The sequence below is a fragment of the Sediminibacterium sp. TEGAF015 genome (assembly GCF_025997995.1).
GTDB lineage: Bacteria > Bacteroidota > Bacteroidia > Chitinophagales > Chitinophagaceae > Sediminibacterium.
In genome coordinates this window covers 307,888-325,986 of record NZ_AP026683.1, presented here as the reverse complement: position 1 = coordinate 325,986, position 18,099 = coordinate 307,888, and the positions used below count along the sequence as shown (strand labels likewise).

The following is an 18,099-nucleotide window of genomic DNA, read 5'->3' as shown; positions in this document are numbered from 1 at the left end:
ACCCTCATTAAAAAAGTATATTCAAATCATCATAAACCTTTGGATCTATGTTAAATGCTAAAATTCCTACCGGACCATTAGAAAATAAATGGGCTGAGTATAAGGGACATTGCAAACTGGTTAACCCTGCCAATAAGCGGAAACTGGAAGTGATAGTTGTGGGCACTGGATTAGCGGGAGCTTCTGCAGCTGCTTCACTGGGTGAACTAGGTTATAAAGTAAAAGCATTTTGTTTTCAGGATTCCCCACGTCGTGCGCACTCTATTGCAGCACAGGGTGGAATTAATGCAGCAAAAAATTATCAGAACGACGGGGACAGTGTATTCCGTTTGTTTTATGATACTATTAAAGGTGGTGATTACAGAGCGAGAGAAGCGAATGTTCATAGACTGGCAGAAGTAAGTGCCAATATCATAGATCAGTGTGTTGCACAAGGTGTACCTTTTGCAAGAGAATATGGTGGTTTACTAAGTAACCGTTCATTTGGTGGCACACAGGTTCAAAGAACCTTTTATGCCGCTGGCCAAACTGGTCAGCAGTTATTGATTGGCGCATATCAGGCATTAGAGCGTCAGGTGGCACTTGGTAATGTAACCATGTACAGCAGACACGAAATGCTGGAAGTTGTTACCATAGATGGTAAAGCCAGAGGCATTATTGCCCGTAACTTAGTAAGCGGCAAATTGGAAAGACATTTCGGACATGCTGTATTGTTGTGTTCCGGTGGGTATGGTAACGTTTTCTATTTATCTACCAACGCTATGGGTAGTAACGTAACTGCAGCTTGGAAGGCACACAAGAAAGGAGCGGCTTTTGCCAATCCATGTTTTACCCAAATTCACCCTACCTGTATTCCTGTAAGTGGCGACCATCAGAGTAAACTTACTTTGATGTCAGAGTCATTAAGAAACGATGGAAGAATCTGGGTTCCTAAAAAACAAAACGATACCAGAAAAGCAACAGATATACCTGAAGAAGAAAGAGATTATTACCTAGAAAGAAGATACCCAGCATTTGGTAACCTAGTACCTAGAGACGTTGCATCCAGAGCTGCTAAAGAGCGTTGTGATGCAGGTTACGGTGTAGGAAGCAGTAAGCAGGCTGTATATTTGGATTATGCAGATGCCATTTTGAGATATGGTAAAATTGAAGCAGGTAAGCAAGGTAAAGTGAATGCATCTCAGGAAGAAATTATTGCATTGGGTAAAGAAGTGGTAAAAGCTAAATATGGCAACCTTTTCGATATGTACGAAAAGATCACTGGAGAAAATCCATATGAAGTACCAATGAGAATATATCCTGCGGTACACTATACTATGGGTGGATTATGGGTAGATTATGAACTACAGACTACCGTTCCAGGGTTATATGCATTAGGGGAAGCCAATTTTAGTGACCATGGAGCCAACCGTTTAGGTGCTTCTGCATTGATGCAGGGTCTGGCTGATGGATATTTTGTAATTCCATACACTTTAGGTAACTATCTGGCGGATGAGATTTACAACAAATCCATTGAAACCTCCCACCCTGCTTTTGAGGAAGCAGAGAAAGCAGTTAGCGATAGAATTCATCAGTTGATGAATATTAAAGGAAAACAATCTGTTGAAAGCTTCCATAAACGCCTGGGTAAAATCATGTGGGATAAGTGCGGTATGGCCAGAAATAAAGAAGGTCTGGAGCAGGCCATTAAGGAAATTCAGGCATTGAAGAAAGAGTTCTGGAGTGATGTTAGAATTCCGGGTGAAATCAATGAAATGAACACTGAATTGGATAAGGCAAACCGTGTTGCTGATTTCATTGAGTTAGGTGAATTGATGTGTTTGGATGCACTTAGCAGAGAGGAAAGCTGTGGCGGACATTTCAGAGAGGAGTTCCAAACACCAGATGGCGAGGCGTTAAGAGACGATGCAGGTTATATGTATGTAGCTGCTTGGGAATTGAAAGGTGAACATCAATGGGAACTTCATAAAGAGCCTTTAAATTATGATGTCATTAAGCCAACACAGCGTAACTACAAATAGTCGTTGTTATTCAAGCATATTAAAAACCGAAAATAATTTTATACAATGGAACACTATCATATGAATCTGAACTTAAAAGTTTGGAGACAAAAAAACAGCAATACAAAGGGTGATTTTAAAACATATCAGGTAAAAAATATTTCATCAGAAATGAGTTTTCTTGAAATGTTTGATGTGCTGAATGAGCAATTAATCAGCGAAGGAGAAGAACCCGTTGCATTTGATCACGATTGTAGAGAAGGAATTTGTGGAATGTGCTCAATGTATATTAATGGTAAACCACACGGACCATGGCAGGCAAATACTACCTGTCAATTACATATGCGTGCATTCAAAGACGGTGACACAATTGTAGTTGAACCATGGAGAGCCAATGCCTTCCCAGTTATCAAAGACTTGACTGTAGACAGATCCTCATTCGACAGAATTATCCAAGCTGGTGGTTATATTAGTGTGAATACAGGTAATGCCGTTGATGGTAATGCCTTACCCATTAACAAAGACAATGCAGACAATAGTTTTGCCGCTGCCATGTGTATTGGCTGTGGAGCTTGTGTAGCTGCTTGTAAAAATAGCTCTGCCATGTTGTTCCTCAGTGCAAAAGTGAGCCACCTTGCTTTATTGCCACAGGGTGAACCAGAGCGCAAGTCCCGTGTATTGAACATGGTTGCACAAATGGATAAAGAAGGCTTTGGTGCTTGTACCAATACAGGAGCTTGTGAAGCAACATGTCCAAAAGAAATTTCGCTAACAAATATAGCTAGACTGAACTCAGAATACTTAAGTGCTAGTTTAAGTGCAGAAAAGTAATTTTTACATGCATAAACTCGAAAAGTCCCAACATGTTGGGACTTTTCTTTTTTTACAATCCTGCAATTATCGCTTAATTAAATTGCCTGTTTTAGAAACCATATGGTGTATGGCTTTATCCAAATCCTGGGCGGCAGTTGCAATCCCCTCTTTCACCAAAATAAATGTATCCGGATCATTAGGAACATCCCTCATTAGTGCTGCAAGTCCGAGAATATTACTTAAAGGAGCACGGACGGTATGTGAACTCATAAAAGCTATCTCTCTTAAATAGCCGTTTTGCTCGCGTATCATCTGTTCCTGGTGTCTCGCTTTGTTCCTTTCATTAATTAGTCTTTCGTATACTTTTCTCTCAAAATAAATACCGATATAAGCAAATACTGCACAGAGCACTACAACTGCAATGGCATTTGTGGTAAACATTTTTTTATAGATATCATCGCTAATTAGTTGCCAGCTACTAGCATTAGGAACAAACAAAATAGTAGCGGCAAAAGTGAGTACACTTACAACAAAATATCCAATTACCTCTGCCCTATATTCCCGGGTATTTCCCAACATGAATACCAAAGCGAAAATGGTTGGAATAATATACAAATAAGCCCCTGCATTTAGCCCTTCTACAGTTGTTATTGCTCCTAAGAATACATTTACCGCCAAAACAACTGCTGTATTCTTAAATCGGCTATAACCCCAATAATCCAATAGCATGATAATACCAATAACTAAGGCAAACGCATATAACAGCCAGGCAGATAACCAAAGACCTCTTAGATGGTTGGTAATTCCCGTACCTAAAATAACGGTGAGTGCTACCACACCAAAAGATATAAGTCTGCGTGAGGCCGCTCTTTGTCTGGAGATTATAGATACCATAGCGTGATTTTGTACCTTATCTACGAAATATAATCCCATCTGGATTTCTCTTAATTCATTATTTTCAATAAAAGAATCGTTCCATGAGACTGATAATTCCAGTTTTAACCAGTTTAATGCTACTAACTGGCTGTTCCAACGTAAAAAACCAAAAAGAAATGAGTTATCAATGGCCGAAAATACAGGCACCTATTGCTGCAAAAAAAGAGCATATCAGAATAATACACGGGGATACAGTACCTGACCCCTATTACTGGATGATTGATTATTTTAAAAAAGGGCCAGATAGTGCAAAAGTGGTAAAATACCTGACTGATGAGAATGATTATACTGAGCAAATGATGACTGGTACCAAAAAATTACAGAACCAGCTTTTCAATGAAATGAAAGCCAGAATAAAAGAAAAAGACGAGTCTGTTCCTGTATTTAACAATGGCTATTTTTATTATACCCGTGCAGAAGAAGGAAAACAATACTATAAATATTGTAGAAAAAAAGGGAATCTGTCTGCCAACGAAGAAATCTTATTGGACGTTGATAAAATGGCCGAAGGGAAACCCTATTACAATATCACAGGTATCACTGTTAGTCCAGACAATCGATTGCTTCTCTTTGGTGTTGATGAGGTTTCCAGAAGACAGTATACATTAAAAATAAAGAATCTGGAAACAGGTGAAATATTATCGGAAGCTGTCAATGGCACAAGTGGTCAAGGTGTTTGGGCCAACGACAACAAAACATTTTTTTATACTTTAAATAATCCGGTGACTTTGCTATCAGAAAAAATCATGAGACACCAGCTGGGAAGTACCAATCAGGATATAACTGTTTATGAAGAAAAAGATAAAAGCAATTATATTGGAGTGAGCAAAACCAAGAACGGACAATTTATTCTGATTAATTCTCAAGCAACCCTTTCATCTGAAGTTTTATTCATTAATGCCAATCAACCCAACGATGCATTTATTTCATTTCAGCCAAGAATAAAAAATGTTTTATATGATGTTGTAGCCCTGGATGACCGTTTTTTAATAAGGACTAATTTGGATGCGCTCAATTTCAGGGTAATGGAGTGTCCATTGAATAAGACAACGTTAGAAAACTGGAAAGAAGTGATTCCGCACCGAAAAGATATTCTTATTCAGAGTGTGGATGCATTTAAAAAATTTACCGTTATTACAGAGCGAAAGAATGGACTCATACAATTAAATATCAAACAGAGCTTCACTTCAGGGGAGCATTATATTGCATTTGACGAACCGGCATATACAGCCAGTTTAGGTGCGAATCCCAATTATTTTACAGACTCTATCAGATTTATCTATACTTCTTTAACAACGCCTTACTCGGTTTACGATTATAATGTTCAGAATAAGAGTAAAACCTTACAAAAGCAAGTTGAAGTGTTAGGTGGATATTCTGTAAACGATTATGTAACAGAACGTATTTATGCACCAGCCAGCGACGGCACCAAAATTCCAATTTCCCTTGTATATAAGAAGGGTTTGAAAAAAGATGGCAAAGCTCCCCTATTGTTATATGCATACGGGTCTTACGGCTATTCGATGGATGCTGAATTCAACAGTACCATTATTAGCTTATTAAATAGAGGTTTTGTATATGCATTGGCACATATCAGAGGGGGCGAAGACCTGGGCAGACAATGGTATGAAGAAGGAAAGTTGTTAAAAAAGAAAAACTCTTTCACAGACTTCATTAGTTGCGGAGAATTTCTAATTCAGCAGCAATTTACCAGCAACAAACATTTGTATGCAAATGGAGGCAGTGCGGGAGGATTACTGATGGGCGCAATAAGCACCATGGCGCCAGAACTTTGGAATGGTGTTATTGCAGAAGTGCCATTTGTTGATGTTGTAAATACGATGTTAGACGAAAGCATCCCATTAACAACCAATGAATTTGACGAATGGGGTAATCCTAAGGAAAAAAAATATTACGATTATCAGAAGAGTTATTCCCCATACGAAAATGTAACAGCCAAAAAATATCCTAATTTACTTGTGACTACCGGATTACACGATAGTCAAGTACAGTATTTTGAACCTGCCAAATGGGTAGCAAAATTGAGAAGTTTGAAAACAGACAACAATGTATTGCTATTGAAAACAAATATGGCATACGGACATGGCGGTGCTTCCGGAAGATTTGACTACTTAAAAGAAACGGCATTTAACTTTGCGTTTCTGCTTGCCCTGGAAGGCATTATGGAATAACAACAGTATGGCGAATACTTATTTTTCTTTTAAATCATTTACTGTTCATCAGGATAAAGCAGCCATGAAGGTATGCACGGATGCCTGTCTTTTCGGCGCATGGGCGTCGTTGCATGCACTTAAACCAGAGACAAAGCGAATACTGGATATTGGCACTGGTACAGGATTACTTTCTTTGATGCTTGCCCAGTTTACCACTGCAACTATTGAGGCAATTGACATTGATGAAAATGCCATGCTACAGGCAAAAGAAAACTTTACTGCCAGTCCATGGAAGGAGCAGCTAAGTGTGTATCACCAATCATTGGAGGAATATATGCGCGGTCAACATAAAAAATTTGATTTAATTATCTCTAATCCGCCATTTTTTGAAAACCAACTTAAAAGTGCTCAACATAACAGAAATCTGGCCATGCATAGCCATCAATTCAGTTTAAGCTTACTGGCCGGGGGTATGGCTGATTTATTGTCTGAAGATGGAATTGGGGCCGTATTACTCCCCTATCAAAGAACAGAAGAATGGAAGCAGGTTGCATCGAAAGAGAATCTCATACTGTTTCATACCTGCCATGTAAAACAAACGCAGGATCATTCTTTTTTCAGAAGCTTTTTTTTACTCCGAAAAAAAAAGAAGGAAGAAAATACATCCGGAACCGAAATACAGGAAGAAATCAGCATAAAAACAGGATTAGATTATTCTCCTGAATGTAAGACTATACTAAAGGACTACTATCTGGCGTTTTAATGAACTCATCCATGCAATGAGTTGAATTAACTAACTTCGGCGAATGAAATTGAACCATTTTGTAATAGGTATTGCTTTTATCATAGCAAGTTGCAGTTCTGCTTCGGCCCCCTTGGTACCGGCTGAAAATGGTTTGGATGCTGGCAGAGAGTTTATAGACGCCTGCTTAAAAGGTGATTTTGAAAGGGCTTCTTATTATATGCTTGATTCCAAGGAAAACAAAGCAATCCTGGATAAAATAGAAAAAGAATACAGAGAAAAAGATAAGGAAGGAAGACAGGAGCTAAGATCGGCCTCAATCAATATTAAAGAAGTTTCAGAACCCAATGATAGCACTGTGATATTGTTTCACAGCACATCATTAGATACAACCGGGAAAAAAATAATTATTATCAAACAAAATAACCGTTGGCTTGTGAATGCAAATCAGGCCAATTAATAAAGTAGAGACATATGAAGCAAACAACAGTTTTACACCCATGGCATGGAGTAAATTACGGAGAAAATGCCCCACGCATTGTAAATGCAGTAATTGAAATTCCACAGGGTTCTAGATGTAAATACGAAATTGACAAACCAAGCGGATTACTTAAACTGGACAGAGTCATTTTTTCTTCCTTTTACTACCCTATTAACTATGGATTTATTCCTCAGACTTATGGAGGGGATAAAGATCCACTAGATATTTTAGTCATTACGTCTTTGCCAGTTCAGCCACTAACCCTTATGGAAGCCAAAGTGATTGGAGTAATGCAGATGATTGACGGAGGAGAACCCGATGATAAAATCATTGCTGTTGCTGCAACTGATCCGGGTGTAAATCACTACAATAATATTGAAGAACTACCGAGACATTTCTTTGATGAACTCAGACATTTCTTTCAGGAATACAAGCGTTTGGAGAAAAAAGAAGTATTGGTGGAAGATTTTGGAGATAAGGCAAAAGCCTTAACCATTGTGGAAGAAGCAATCAGCTTTTACAAAGAAACCTTCGGTCAATAATATTTATGAGTACAACCACCCTCCTATTACTTGTCATCATTGGCCTGGCCGCAGGATTTCTAAGTGGGCTTGTAGGCATTGGAGGTGGAATCATCATGGTTCCTGCACTTGTGTTTTTACTGGGATTCACCCAGAAACAGGCTCAAGGCACTTCTCTTGGCGTTTTAGTTTTGCCAGTAGTTGCGCTGGCGGTATGGCAGTATTATAAGCAAGGACAGATTCATTTCAACTATGTATTCGTAATTGCGATTGCTTTTTTTGCAGGAGGCTACTTGGGAAGTAAACTGGCTTTACATATCTCGGATGATAAAGTGAAGAAGATATTTGCCTTAGTAATGCTAATACTGAGTCTTAAAATGTTATTTTTTGATAAAAAAAAGCCAGTTGAGGCAAATCATACAACAAAAAATAAACAATCTATTGAAGAGACGAGGGTGAATTGATTCACCCTCCTTATCTTTGTTAAAAATTAAGATACAATGGAAGCGAAACAATCTACTGGTAAATATTGGATGTTGTTCTTTTTCTGGCTTGCTGCCATGATTGTACTCCTTTTTGTATACCGTGAATTCTTCTGGCTTGCCCTTCCTGGTGTAGTTACCTATTTTGCCAAGGGAATGGATTTAATGTAATCTTGTATTTAGAAATATCTCTTAATTAATCTGAGGGAATGCGTTCGCTCACCAGTATCAGTATTTAGTATACCAGCCTGGTCAATATTGTCAATCCGCACTTTTCCGGATGCATGGATGATTTCTGACTCATTGAGCAGGATGCCCACATGTGTTATTTTTCCAGCTGGATTATCAAAAAAAGCAAGGTCACCGCATTTTGACTCTGCTAAAAAAGCGATATCCGTTCCGGTTTCTGCCTGCTGATATGCATCTCTGGGTAGCATTTTATTAAAATAGCGATAAACCTGCTGAACAAAACCACTGCAATCAATCCCAAACAAAGATCTCCCTCCCCACAAATAAGGTGTATTTAAGAAAAGCCTGGTAATCTTATTTACTAGTTCTGATGAAAAATGATTGCTCGCTGGAAAAACGGACTGCCCTCTGTATGCAAATTGATATCCTTCCAAATCCAACTGCTGATGTTTGAATAACCCCAAAGAAACACCAAATGGCAACTGCATAATTGTTCCATTTACCTCTACTGGGTTATACAACTCGGCCGTAATGGCATCATCATACCGTTCTGCTATTGCTGCTGGCACTTTTGCTAACTGTGCAGACTGACACCAGCCTTCATATCCATCCAATTTGGTCTTTATTTTGACAAAACTACCTGTTACAAGTTGTGGGTTACCCTCTGTTATTTCGGCCAACTCACCGAATAAGATTTGAGAAACCATTTCTGATTGATGAGATGCTTCTGCTCTGATAGGCACTACAGCAACAATAGCAGTGATATAAGTCATCTAAATTTTTAAGGGAAGATATGGAATTTAATTATGCCTGCATCTTAAGAAAAATGCTTTTATTTAAGTTGTGAATACGGCTGCTTTTAACCATATTACCGATAACGAATTACTGAAAAAGTATCAGTCAGATCTGAACAAGGAATGGCTTGGTATTTTGTTGCAGCGTTATACACTACTTCTGTTAGGTGTTTGTATGAAATATCTGAAAAATGAAGAAGAAGCTAAAGATGCAGTACAGCAAATTTTTCTAAAAGCTTTGAATGAACTGGAAAAATACCAGGTAGACTATCCAAAAAGCTGGCTATATAAAATAGCCTGCAACCATTGTTTAATGAAAATAAGAGACAGAAAAAGCACGATAGAATTGGATCAGCAAAATGATCAGATCCTTTTAATTGATGTGCCGGATGAAAGTATTGAAGAAAAAGAAATGAATTTAACCCTGCTCGAAAATGCACTGGAAGATTTAAATCAAGAACAAAAAACATGCATAACTTTATTCTATCATCATAAAAAAAGCTATCAGCAAATCAGCAATATCACCGGCTATACTCTACTGCAAGTAAAAAGTAATATTCAAAATGGAAAGCGAAATCTTAAACTGATGCTTCTAAAAAAACAAAACAGGTTATGAAAAGCTGGAGAGCCATATTTAATAAAGAAGCACCACTTTCAGATGATGAACTGATAAACTATCTGAAAAATGAAGTAAACGCTGATGAAATGCATGATTTGGAACAAAAAATTGCTGCATCAGATTTTAATATGGATGCATTGGAAGGCTTGTCTGCTTTCAAAGACAAATCTCAAATTGCCAACACCACACACTTATTAAACCAGCAGCTAAAAAAACAAATTAACAAAAGCAAGTCCAAAAGAAGAAAAAGGAATATTGAAAGTCAGCAATGGATTATACTGGTAACACTGGCTATATTGCTGCTAAGTATATTCGGATATTTGCTTATCCATTACAGTCGTTAATCCCTGCAAAAAGCATAGATCAGTTCCCTTTGCTCAGGGAATTCAGCTGCAAGTCTTTCCCCTTTTGCCAATTCAAAATCAGCAAAATCAAATCCAGGGGCTACGGTACACCCAACTAAAGAATATTCCCCTTCCGTTTTGCTTGCGAACCAGGCACCTGCAGGCACAACAGCCTGAAATACTTCATTTCTAAGTGCATTCTTCCCCAACCTAATCAATTGATAATTTCCATTAGGTTCAATTACATGAATCTCAACCGGATCTCCATCATAAAAATGCCAGACTTCGTCAGATTTTATCTTGTGAAAAGCAGAAAAACTGTTCTGAACAAGTAAAAAAAGTATTGCAGTTGAGCAACTTCTGTTGCCAGTCATCCCATTTGAGAACAGTTCCCCCTCTATTTCTATATCAGAACGATAGGTTTCCTTGTAAAAACCTCCTTCGGGATGAGGCATCATCTGATAGGTTGCCTGTATTGCTTCAATTCTTGGACTCATCTAGCAAAGAAAACAAATATTACAGATAATTGAATATTTGAAAACAAGAGAAAATCATAAATTTAATTTTAAAATTTGATTAAAATATTAAAATTACATAATTTTTATATATAAATGTTAATAAGTTACATAACCTTCTATTGATTTGTTTTTCAATGAATTAAACGAATTAATTCTTAAATATAAGTGGATTCTCAAAGGGACAAATTCACATTATATTTATTTATATCTTTAAAACTAACAGCTATTTGTGTTTTTTTTTAACTAAATTGGGTTAAAAGTAATCACATTATAAACAAAACTAATTTAATTATGTATCAAAAGAAACTCAACTTTTACAATGTGACACCGTTCCTGGTTTTATTGTTGGTTGCAATATTGGGCATCTTTGCTCCCCCCGAAATCAGTTTCACAGATAAAGATGGCAACTATAATGCTGCAGATATTGCCTGGATTTTAGTGGCAACTGCACTTGTCTTTTTAATGACACCAGGCCTGGCCTTCTTTTATGGCGGTATGGTTCATAGAAAAAATGTGATTTCAACCATGATAAAAAGTGTTGTTGCCAGTGGAGTAGTTTCCATTCTTTGGGTAACAATAGGATTCAGCCTATGCTTTGGAGAATCAATGGGTGGATTAATTGGCAATCCAACTACATACCTGTTTATGAAGGGGGTAAATAGTGGGGCTCCATGGAGCCTCGCCCCCACTATTCCATTGGGCCTTTTTGCACTGTTTCAGTTAATGTTTGCCATCATTACCCCAGGCTTGGTAGTGGGGGCTGTTGCAGAAAGAATCAAATTCACTAGCTATATCCTTTTCATAGCACTTTTCAGTATACTGGTATATGCACCCATTGCACATTGGACATGGCATCCCGATGGATTTCTCTTTAAAATGGGAGCGCTGGATTTTGCAGGAGGCACAGTGGTACATATATCAGCAGGGTGTGCTGCATTGGCCGGGGCTCTTATTTTAAAACGTAGAAAAACACATATTGAACAAATAGAAATTCCACCTGCTAATATTCCATATGTCTTAATTGGGACTGGCTTGCTTTGGTTTGGATGGTTCGGATTCAATGCAGGCTCTGCATTAGGAGCAAATGCGCTGGCTGTTTCTGCTTTCGCTACAACCAATACTGCAGCAGCTGCTGCGGGTTTATCCTGGATGTTTTTTGACGTAATGAGAGGTAAGAAACCCTCTGTATTAGGATTTTGTATTGGGGCGGTCGTAGGATTGGTTGCTATTACACCGGGAGCAGGTTTCGTTGCTATCCCACAGAGTATATTCATTGGATTTATTGCAGCCATCATATCGAATCTTGCAGTTTATTATAAGTCCAAGTCTTCATTGGATGATACACTTGACGTATTTCCCTGTCATGGAATAGGCGGTATGGTTGGCATGTTGCTTACCGGAGTATTTGCAACCAAATCAGTAAACACTGCAGGCGTTGATGGTTTACTATATGGCAATACCGGCTTTTTTCTAACTCAGTTAAAAGCTTTAGTGATTGTGGTAGTCTTCAGCTTTACTATGTCACTAGGAATATTCAAAGTTATCAGCCTGATGTTACCATTGAGAGTTAGTTCAGAAGAAGAAGAACTTGGTCTTGATGCAACACAACACAATGAAAAATATTTGCAAGGTACTTTGCTTGTAACAGAAAACGCTTAAAAAAAAACAGGTACAGTCAAAACAGAATTCTCTGGTCCAGAATTCATGACTGTACCCATTATTAACTAAAAGTCATCACAATGTTAAAGAAAATTTTATTTTCTTGCGCAGGTTCATGCGCAATCCTATCCGGTTTTGCTCAAAAAATGGAGCCCCCGAAGTCAACAACAGTAATAACAGGTTATATTGATGGTTATTTCAGAGCCCTAACCAAGGATGGAGTGGGCAACCATAATAATTATACCAGCTTTACAAACTCCTCCAACTCTTTTCAGCTGGGCATGGCAAGCATAAAAGTAGATCAAACCTATGGCAAGTTTTCTTCTACCCTTGATTTGGGAATAGGTAAAAGAGTACAGGAATTCTCTTACAATGACAAAGACATCATGACGAATATTAAACAAGTAAGCGTTTCCTATGCTGTCAATAGTAAATTAAAACTAACCGCTGGAAAGTTTGCAACGCATATTGGATATGAACTACTAGATGCACCAGCAAACAGAAACTATAGTATGTCATATGGTTTCTCTTATGGTCCATTTTTCCATACTGGATTTAAAGCCGATTATGCAATTGGCGGAAAAACAACCTTAATGATAGGATTGGTAGACCCAACTGATTATTCAACTTTTAACTCTAATCCAAAATACATTATTGCACAAGTAGCAACTGCAACAAAGAAAGACGAACTAAAAGCTTATGTTAACTTTCTGCATGGAGATATTACGACGCAATACAATCTGGTACTAACAGCCAGCTTATCTAAAAAATTGAGTGCTGCATTTGATGGGAGTATCAATAGTCAGAAAACCATTAATGGTAACAGTAGCTGGAATTCCGAAGCATTTTACCTGAATTATGATTTCTCCAATCAATTTGGTATTTCACTAAGGGAAGATTTTTTTAATGACCGAAGTATTAATCCAATTGGTATTGGCAACGTGAGTGCTACAACTCTTTCAGGTAAAATCAAGATTAATAAACTTACCCTTATTCCGGAATTAAGACTAGACAATAGCACAAACACATTATTTAATAGCAAAACAGGCAATACTCAAAAATCTTCCAATCTTTTAATTGCTGCTATTTATACGTTTTAGCGTCTAATACAACCGCTGGTTGTAAGTAGAAAAGTTCACGCCAGACAAGCTAGTTATATGCAGGGTATATTTGTCCTACGCAAATAAAAACACCTGATGAAAAAATATATAATGACTTGTCTGGTAGTGATTTCGCTTGACGCAAGCGCTCAAAATGACAGCACAGATAATTTTGATTACAGCAAATTTGGAGATGCCGAAGGAGTAAAAAGATACGCAACACAGAAAGTAATCAATCAAACACCGCAACGCATCTTTAATCTTGGATATGAATATCAGAGTGGATTTACTATGCCAGGTGTGAAGTTAGGCCCAGTTTTGCCTGCATCACAGGATTTTCAGGTTGAACAGGTTAGCTCTATCAGAGCTCAGGCCAATATACCTGTTATTTCTACCAATAAACTCATCTGGCAAATGGGCTTGAATTATTGGTCAAGCAAGTTTAATGTAGCCAATGCAACCAGTAATGCGTTTACCAACGGAATTAATGCAAATGCAATGACAAGTGCAGGTATCAATGGATTATTGTTTAAACCACTGAATGAAAAAAACTTTTTGATCCTGCAATCAAGTCTTGATTTCAATGGTGTCTTTTCGTCTTTTAAAAATATAAACAATCAATCATTAACGATTAGCGGAACCGCTATTTATGGATGGAAGACATCAGAAAAAAACATGGTGGGATTGGGTGTTTCCAGAACTTACAGAGCAGGTAGTGTATTACATATTCCTGTACTGCTTTGGAACAAAACCTTTAATGACAAATGGGGAATGGAATTACTCTTACCTGCAAGAGGACATCTGAGATATAATTTTTCAACTACCAATATGTTACAACTAGGCTTTGAACTGGAAGGAAATCAATTCTGGATGAATTTACCCAACAGCCAAAAAAGAGCAGTGTTTATTCAACGCGGCGAGTTAAAACCCAGGATTATGTGGGAACGAAAAATATCAGGTTTTGTATGGCTAAGTGCACAAGCCGGACTAAGATATAATTGGAGATTCGATGTGATGAATGAGTACAACGGAAAGCGAGATAACCAGCGCTATTTTAGCAGCAATCTAGGCAATCCATTGTACTTTAATATCAGTATTAATTTGGTATCACCTTAAAACAACCTATCAGTTCTCCAAATTTTATTTCGCTACTTGTCTAGTCCAGGTATCTGTTCTGCCAATTAAAGAGACGCCTATGAATCCTCTTACTTCCAATGAATTGGCGTTTATAAGTTTCATGGCGCATGAATAAGTGTTCCCGTTCTTTGGGTCATATATATTTCCTTCATCCCAGATATTTTTCTCTTTATAAGAGAATCCCCAAACATTAACCAATCCAATGATAGGTCTGCTACGATTGGCTTCTTCTGAATGATTTTTATCCAGTTTAGGCTTACCTGTCTCAGGATCATTGGGTTCTTTTAACCAAACTATTTTACCTTGAAATTTTTCACCGTTTTTGTAAATACGAACCATTGCATTCCCATCTCCGGTTTTCCAGACCCCAACGATTGCATTGGGATCTTCCTGTATCAATGAAAATCCCTGAAGAATTAAGAAAGAAAGAATTGCAAAGAAAATCTTACTAAAGCGCATCATAAAACAAATGAATTAAAGTTTAATCAGTATGAATATCTGTGATAAATATCCTTAAGTTTTGGGCTTTATAGGGAACTTATTTAAACAAGTGAGTTGTAAACTCGATAAATGCAGGCATTTCAATACATTTGATTTTTGAACCTACATGAAGTTATTTTTTACTTTATTTTTTGTTACTATTTCTTTATCTGGATTTGCTGGTGATAGTCTTATAATATCGCAGCTAATGGAAAGAATTGCTTTTCTGCAAGCTAAAGAAGATGGGATTTTTCCCAAAGGATCTATCCCATCCTATAGGATGTATGCACATAATAAAGACCGGTTTAAAGCCGATATCAATCCATTCTTTACCGGCTTGGTATCCTTTACGCTGCTCGATATACAGCCCCATTTAACGGAAGCGCAAAACAGAATAGCTAATCAGATTATAAGCAATACTCAACCGGTATTTGAAAAATTTAAAAATAGAAAAAGCAATCTTCCCACTTATAATTTCTGGCCAACAGACACCCCGAAAATTTTCCCGAATGCAGGCTGGCTGAATCATTTTGACAAAAGCAGATCATTGCCCGATGACATGGATGATACTGTTATCATTTTGATGGCGATGCAGGCCACTGATTCCATTGCCAGTATGGTGCATGAGTTAATGCAAAATCATGTAAACACTCCAACCAATCCCGTAAAAAACACTTTTAAAGAATATAGAAAGCTAAGTGCTTATTCCACCTGGTTTGGCAAAAAAATGCCTACAGAGTTTGACGTAAGTGTGTTGATGAATGTACTTTACTTTGTCCAGAAATATAATCTGAAATGGAGTGCTGCAGATTCAACCAGCTTAGGGCTTATAACAGATGTTATTGAAACAGAAAAGCATATTCACCATGCGAATTATATTTCTCATCACTATGCAAAAACATCCATTGTTCTCTACCATCTTTCACGATTGATGTCATTAAAGTCAATTCCTTCGCTGGAATTACTAAAACCCAAACTGATTAGTCAGGCAATGAATCTTTTTAAGCAATCCGAATCTTTCATGGAAAAGATTTTATTAAGTACTTCTTTACTAAAATGGGGAACGAAACCACCTGCAATTTCCATTGGACCTGACAAAAATATAAGCGACTTAATAGAAGACGATTCATTTTCGTTTTTCATTGCCAATATGGGATCCATCTATCCGGATCAGATGAAGAAATTTTTAACCAAATCCAAATTGGGAACATTCTATTATTATAGCCCCGCGTTCAACAACCTTCTCGTTCTCGAAAACTTAATCTGGCAACAGAAAATGAATCAAAAATAAAAAACCCCGAATTACTTCAGGGTTTTAGTGGAGCCGACCGGACTCGAACCGGTGTCCAAACATCGCGACCATTAGCTTTCTACATGCTTATTTCTTTATTCATTGTCGGCAATGCACAGGAAAAGAACAAACCAATACATTACTTAGCTGGATTATCTTAATCAACAGGCACAGCCTACTGTTGCAGCATCTCCTTTTGTTTTGAGTCGGCGGCGGCACCTGGAAAGAAGCGAACCTGTGCGGCGGCCCAAATGGTTACTTAATCACTGATTAAGCAGCCATGGCATACTGTGTATTGCCAATTAATGGTTGAATATTCAGATTATAGTGCTAATTATCCAACGCACTGCATGCTTACACCAACCGTTACATATGCTGTCAAAACCAAAACGGCCCCGTAAAAGTTAAGTACACAAAGGTAAGCGCAAATTCGAATGATTACTTGAATAAACGCCAGAAGTCTAACCCCAAAGCGTATGCCATTAATCCCATTAACAGGATCATTCCTGCCATTTGGGCATATTCCATGAACTTATCGCCTGGTTTTCTGCCGGAAATCATTTCGTAAAGGGTAAACAATGCATGTCCCCCATCTAATGCCGGAATTGGCAGAATATTCATGAAAGCCAGCACAATAGAGAAAATCCCTGTTAATGTCCAAAATCGCTCCCAGTCCCAAACGCCCGGAAATGTGTTGCCAATACTGATAACACTGCCCAAAGAATCACTGGCATTTACTTTACCTGTAAACAACTGCTTAAGACCCGTTACATAACGATCAAGGGTTTCCCAACAACGGTTAAATCCGATGGGAATGGATGCCCACAAATCGTATTGAATATGTTCGGTACCTAAAATGGTTAAAGGACTTTTCTGAAAAAACCCGATAGCCCCTTTTTCATTAACCAATGCTTTAATCTGAACTGTATCTTTTCCGCGAATTGCAGTTAATACAGCAACCTGATTGGTCGCTTTTTTCTTTAGTGCATCAAACTCATGATAGTACCTGAATGCCATATTATTAATCGCAATCAAGGTATCACCCTTTTTCAATTCACCTGCATTAAATACAGCCGTGTTGCTAACGGAGTCTACAATTACAGGATACTGCGGAATCAACATCCCACTGAACTTTTTCTCCTTGATTATTTTTTGCATGAACTGCTCAGGAACTTTTATCTCCAGTTTTTCTCCATTGCGCAAAACTGTTAAAGACTTTGCTTCTGTAAGAACCAATTCTGATTCAATAGTGCCGAAATTTTCAATGGGATTACCATCCATGGCAATCACATTGTCTCCGTCCTGCAATCCAAGACTTTTGCCCAATGAGTCTACATGAACTCCGTAAGAAAGATTCCTGGTAGGTAATTGTTCATCTCCCCAATACCAGGTAATGCCAATGAAAATAACAATAGCCAGAATCACATTAACTAAAACCCCGCCGATCATAATAATCAGGCGCTGCCAGGCTGGTTTTGATCTGAACTCCCAGGATTCAGCAGGTTTTTTCAACTGCTCCTTATCCATGCTTTCGTCAATCATTCCTGCAATTTTCACATACCCTCCAAAAGGTATCCAGCCCAAACCATATTCAGTTTCACCTTTCTTCTTTTTGAATAAACTGAACCATGGATCAAAAAATAGATAAAACTTTTCAACGCGGCAGCCAAACCATTTGGCGGGCAAAAAATGCCCCAGTTCGTGCAATACCACAAGTATTGAAAAAGATAAAATAAACTGTCCGGCTTTTACTCCTACACTACCCCAGTCAATAGCTAATAAACTCATACAATCCCCTCTTTATTAATTTAATTCATTT

At 37.8% G+C, this 18,099-nt stretch carries 19 protein-coding genes and 1 other RNA gene; 14 read left to right on the top strand and 6 right to left on the bottom strand.

What is annotated here, in order from left to right; translation table 11 throughout:
- Nucleotides 1-47: 47 nt before the first annotated feature.
- Nucleotides 48-2,021 carry a fumarate reductase/succinate dehydrogenase flavoprotein subunit gene (locus TEGAF0_RS01450; protein ID WP_264899464.1) on the top strand — a complete coding sequence of 658 codons (1,974 nt, stop codon included), beginning with the start codon at nucleotides 48-50 and terminating at the stop codon, nucleotides 2,019-2,021.
- 45 nt (nucleotides 2,022-2,066) lie between these two features.
- A complete protein-coding gene (locus TEGAF0_RS01445; RefSeq protein ID WP_264899462.1) occupies nucleotides 2,067-2,831 on the top strand; it encodes a succinate dehydrogenase/fumarate reductase iron-sulfur subunit in 765 nt (254 codons plus the stop codon).
- 66 nt (nucleotides 2,832-2,897) lie between these two features.
- Here TEGAF0_RS01445 and TEGAF0_RS01440 read toward each other — a convergent pair whose 3' ends face one another.
- Nucleotides 2,898-3,707, bottom strand: coding sequence for a hypothetical protein (locus TEGAF0_RS01440; RefSeq protein WP_264899460.1), 810 nt, complete (start codon nucleotides 3,705-3,707; stop codon nucleotides 2,898-2,900).
- An 83-nt stretch (nucleotides 3,708-3,790) separates the two neighbouring features.
- Here TEGAF0_RS01440 and TEGAF0_RS01435 point away from each other — a divergent pair, with 83 nt between their 5' ends.
- The 6 genes from TEGAF0_RS01435 to TEGAF0_RS01410 are packed head-to-tail and all read left to right on the top strand — an operon-like array spanning nucleotide 3,791 to nucleotide 8,320.
- Nucleotides 3,791-5,941 carry a S9 family peptidase gene (locus tag TEGAF0_RS01435; protein WP_264899458.1) on the top strand — a complete coding sequence of 717 codons (2,151 nt, stop codon included), beginning with the start codon at nucleotides 3,791-3,793 and terminating at the stop codon, nucleotides 5,939-5,941.
- Between the two features lie 7 nt (nucleotides 5,942-5,948).
- Complete coding sequence (locus tag TEGAF0_RS01430; RefSeq protein ID WP_264899456.1) at nucleotides 5,949-6,686, top strand: tRNA1(Val) (adenine(37)-N6)-methyltransferase; 738 nt, start codon at nucleotides 5,949-5,951, stop codon at nucleotides 6,684-6,686.
- A gap of 43 nt (nucleotides 6,687-6,729) precedes the next feature.
- Nucleotides 6,730-7,125 (top strand): hypothetical protein, encoded by a 396-nt coding sequence (locus TEGAF0_RS01425; RefSeq protein ID WP_264899454.1) that lies wholly within the window; start codon nucleotides 6,730-6,732, stop codon nucleotides 7,123-7,125.
- A 14-nt stretch (nucleotides 7,126-7,139) separates the two neighbouring features.
- Nucleotides 7,140-7,688, top strand: a complete 549-nt coding sequence (locus TEGAF0_RS01420) for an inorganic diphosphatase (protein WP_264899452.1) — start codon at nucleotides 7,140-7,142, stop codon at nucleotides 7,686-7,688.
- A gap of 5 nt (nucleotides 7,689-7,693) precedes the next feature.
- A complete protein-coding gene (locus TEGAF0_RS01415; RefSeq protein ID WP_264899450.1) occupies nucleotides 7,694-8,131 on the top strand; it encodes a sulfite exporter TauE/SafE family protein in 438 nt (145 codons plus the stop codon).
- Nucleotides 8,132-8,167: 36 nt separating this feature from the next.
- Nucleotides 8,168-8,320: a hypothetical protein gene (locus TEGAF0_RS01410; protein ID WP_264899448.1), complete on the top strand. Its 153-nt coding sequence runs from the start codon at nucleotides 8,168-8,170 to the stop codon at nucleotides 8,318-8,320.
- Between the two features lie 8 nt (nucleotides 8,321-8,328).
- On the opposite strand, the gene TEGAF0_RS01405 is transcribed toward TEGAF0_RS01410, so the two are convergent.
- The gene (locus TEGAF0_RS01405; protein ID WP_264899446.1) at nucleotides 8,329-9,111 is read right to left on the bottom strand and encodes a C40 family peptidase; all 783 of its coding nucleotides are present in this window, start codon (nucleotides 9,109-9,111) and stop codon (nucleotides 8,329-8,331) included.
- A gap of 70 nt (nucleotides 9,112-9,181) precedes the next feature.
- On the opposite strand from TEGAF0_RS01405, the gene TEGAF0_RS01400 reads away from it, so the two are divergent.
- Both TEGAF0_RS01400 and TEGAF0_RS01395 read left to right on the top strand, forming a co-directional pair.
- Nucleotides 9,182-9,748 carry an RNA polymerase sigma factor gene (locus tag TEGAF0_RS01400; RefSeq protein ID WP_264899444.1) on the top strand — a complete coding sequence of 189 codons (567 nt, stop codon included), beginning with the start codon at nucleotides 9,182-9,184 and terminating at the stop codon, nucleotides 9,746-9,748.
- Nucleotides 9,745-10,095 (top strand): hypothetical protein, encoded by a 351-nt coding sequence (locus TEGAF0_RS01395; RefSeq protein ID WP_264899442.1) that lies wholly within the window; start codon nucleotides 9,745-9,747, stop codon nucleotides 10,093-10,095. Before TEGAF0_RS01400 ends, TEGAF0_RS01395 begins: the two co-directional genes overlap by 4 nt.
- Here the strand turns inward: TEGAF0_RS01395 and TEGAF0_RS01390 are convergent.
- Nucleotides 10,092-10,592: a cupin domain-containing protein gene (locus tag TEGAF0_RS01390; RefSeq protein ID WP_264899440.1), complete on the bottom strand. Its 501-nt coding sequence runs from the start codon at nucleotides 10,590-10,592 to the stop codon at nucleotides 10,092-10,094. The two genes, TEGAF0_RS01395 and TEGAF0_RS01390, sit on opposite strands and share 4 nt — an antisense overlap.
- 312 nt (nucleotides 10,593-10,904) lie before the next feature.
- On the opposite strand from TEGAF0_RS01390, the gene TEGAF0_RS01385 reads away from it, so the two are divergent.
- From TEGAF0_RS01385 to TEGAF0_RS01375, 3 genes are all read left to right on the top strand, one after another.
- Complete coding sequence (locus tag TEGAF0_RS01385; RefSeq protein WP_264899438.1) at nucleotides 10,905-12,272, top strand: ammonium transporter; 1,368 nt, start codon at nucleotides 10,905-10,907, stop codon at nucleotides 12,270-12,272.
- A 146-nt stretch (nucleotides 12,273-12,418) separates the two neighbouring features.
- Nucleotides 12,419-13,372, top strand: a complete 954-nt coding sequence (locus tag TEGAF0_RS01380) for a porin (RefSeq protein WP_264899436.1) — start codon at nucleotides 12,419-12,421, stop codon at nucleotides 13,370-13,372.
- Between the two features lie 96 nt (nucleotides 13,373-13,468).
- Nucleotides 13,469-14,488, top strand: a complete 1,020-nt coding sequence (locus TEGAF0_RS01375; protein WP_264899434.1) for a DUF6268 family outer membrane beta-barrel protein — start codon at nucleotides 13,469-13,471, stop codon at nucleotides 14,486-14,488.
- 24 nt (nucleotides 14,489-14,512) lie between these two features.
- Here the strand turns inward: TEGAF0_RS01375 and TEGAF0_RS01370 are convergent, their stop codons facing one another.
- Nucleotides 14,513-14,971, bottom strand: a complete 459-nt coding sequence (locus tag TEGAF0_RS01370) for a DUF2147 domain-containing protein (RefSeq protein ID WP_264899433.1) — start codon at nucleotides 14,969-14,971, stop codon at nucleotides 14,513-14,515.
- 226 nt (nucleotides 14,972-15,197) lie between these two features.
- Here TEGAF0_RS01370 and TEGAF0_RS01365 point away from each other — a divergent pair, with 226 nt between their 5' ends.
- Nucleotides 15,198-16,280: a hypothetical protein gene (locus TEGAF0_RS01365; RefSeq protein WP_264899432.1), complete on the top strand. Its 1,083-nt coding sequence runs from the start codon at nucleotides 15,198-15,200 to the stop codon at nucleotides 16,278-16,280.
- A gap of 25 nt (nucleotides 16,281-16,305) precedes the next feature.
- Here the strand turns inward: TEGAF0_RS01365 and ssrA are convergent.
- Nucleotides 16,306-16,677, bottom strand: a transfer-messenger RNA (tmRNA) gene (gene ssrA / locus TEGAF0_RS01360).
- Nucleotides 16,678-16,718: 41 nt separating this feature from the next.
- Nucleotides 16,719-18,068, bottom strand: a complete 1,350-nt coding sequence (rseP, locus tag TEGAF0_RS01355; protein WP_264899430.1) for an RIP metalloprotease RseP — start codon at nucleotides 18,066-18,068, stop codon at nucleotides 16,719-16,721.
- Nucleotides 18,069-18,099 lie beyond the last annotated feature (31 nt).

Excerpts from the sequence above, each read along its gene's own strand:
- TEGAF0_RS01450 (WP_264899464.1), top strand. The coding sequence starts at position 48 with ATGTTAAATGCTAAAATTCCTACCGGACCATTAGAAAATAAATGGGCT.
- TEGAF0_RS01445 (WP_264899462.1), top strand. The coding sequence starts at position 2,067 with ATGGAACACTATCATATGAATCTGAACTTAAAAGTTTGGAGACAAAAA.
- TEGAF0_RS01440 (WP_264899460.1), bottom strand. The coding sequence starts at position 3,707 with ATGGTATCTATAATCTCCAGACAAAGAGCGGCCTCACGCAGACTTATA.
- TEGAF0_RS01435 (WP_264899458.1), top strand. The coding sequence starts at position 3,791 with ATGAGACTGATAATTCCAGTTTTAACCAGTTTAATGCTACTAACTGGC.
- TEGAF0_RS01430 (WP_264899456.1), top strand. The coding sequence starts at position 5,949 with ATGGCGAATACTTATTTTTCTTTTAAATCATTTACTGTTCATCAGGAT.
- TEGAF0_RS01425 (WP_264899454.1), top strand. The coding sequence starts at position 6,730 with ATGAAATTGAACCATTTTGTAATAGGTATTGCTTTTATCATAGCAAGT.
- TEGAF0_RS01420 (WP_264899452.1), top strand. The coding sequence starts at position 7,140 with ATGAAGCAAACAACAGTTTTACACCCATGGCATGGAGTAAATTACGGA.
- TEGAF0_RS01415 (WP_264899450.1), top strand. The coding sequence starts at position 7,694 with ATGAGTACAACCACCCTCCTATTACTTGTCATCATTGGCCTGGCCGCA.
- TEGAF0_RS01410 (WP_264899448.1), top strand. The coding sequence starts at position 8,168 with ATGGAAGCGAAACAATCTACTGGTAAATATTGGATGTTGTTCTTTTTC.
- TEGAF0_RS01405 (WP_264899446.1), bottom strand. The coding sequence starts at position 9,111 with ATGACTTATATCACTGCTATTGTTGCTGTAGTGCCTATCAGAGCAGAA.
- TEGAF0_RS01395 (WP_264899442.1), top strand. The coding sequence starts at position 9,745 with ATGAAAAGCTGGAGAGCCATATTTAATAAAGAAGCACCACTTTCAGAT.
- TEGAF0_RS01390 (WP_264899440.1), bottom strand. The coding sequence starts at position 10,592 with ATGAGTCCAAGAATTGAAGCAATACAGGCAACCTATCAGATGATGCCT.
- TEGAF0_RS01385 (WP_264899438.1), top strand. The coding sequence starts at position 10,905 with ATGTATCAAAAGAAACTCAACTTTTACAATGTGACACCGTTCCTGGTT.
- TEGAF0_RS01380 (WP_264899436.1), top strand. The coding sequence starts at position 12,419 with ATGGAGCCCCCGAAGTCAACAACAGTAATAACAGGTTATATTGATGGT.
- TEGAF0_RS01375 (WP_264899434.1), top strand. The coding sequence starts at position 13,469 with ATGAAAAAATATATAATGACTTGTCTGGTAGTGATTTCGCTTGACGCA.
- TEGAF0_RS01370 (WP_264899433.1), bottom strand. The coding sequence starts at position 14,971 with ATGATGCGCTTTAGTAAGATTTTCTTTGCAATTCTTTCTTTCTTAATT.
- TEGAF0_RS01365 (WP_264899432.1), top strand. The coding sequence starts at position 15,198 with ATGGAAAGAATTGCTTTTCTGCAAGCTAAAGAAGATGGGATTTTTCCC.
- rseP (WP_264899430.1), bottom strand. The coding sequence starts at position 18,068 with ATGAGTTTATTAGCTATTGACTGGGGTAGTGTAGGAGTAAAAGCCGGA.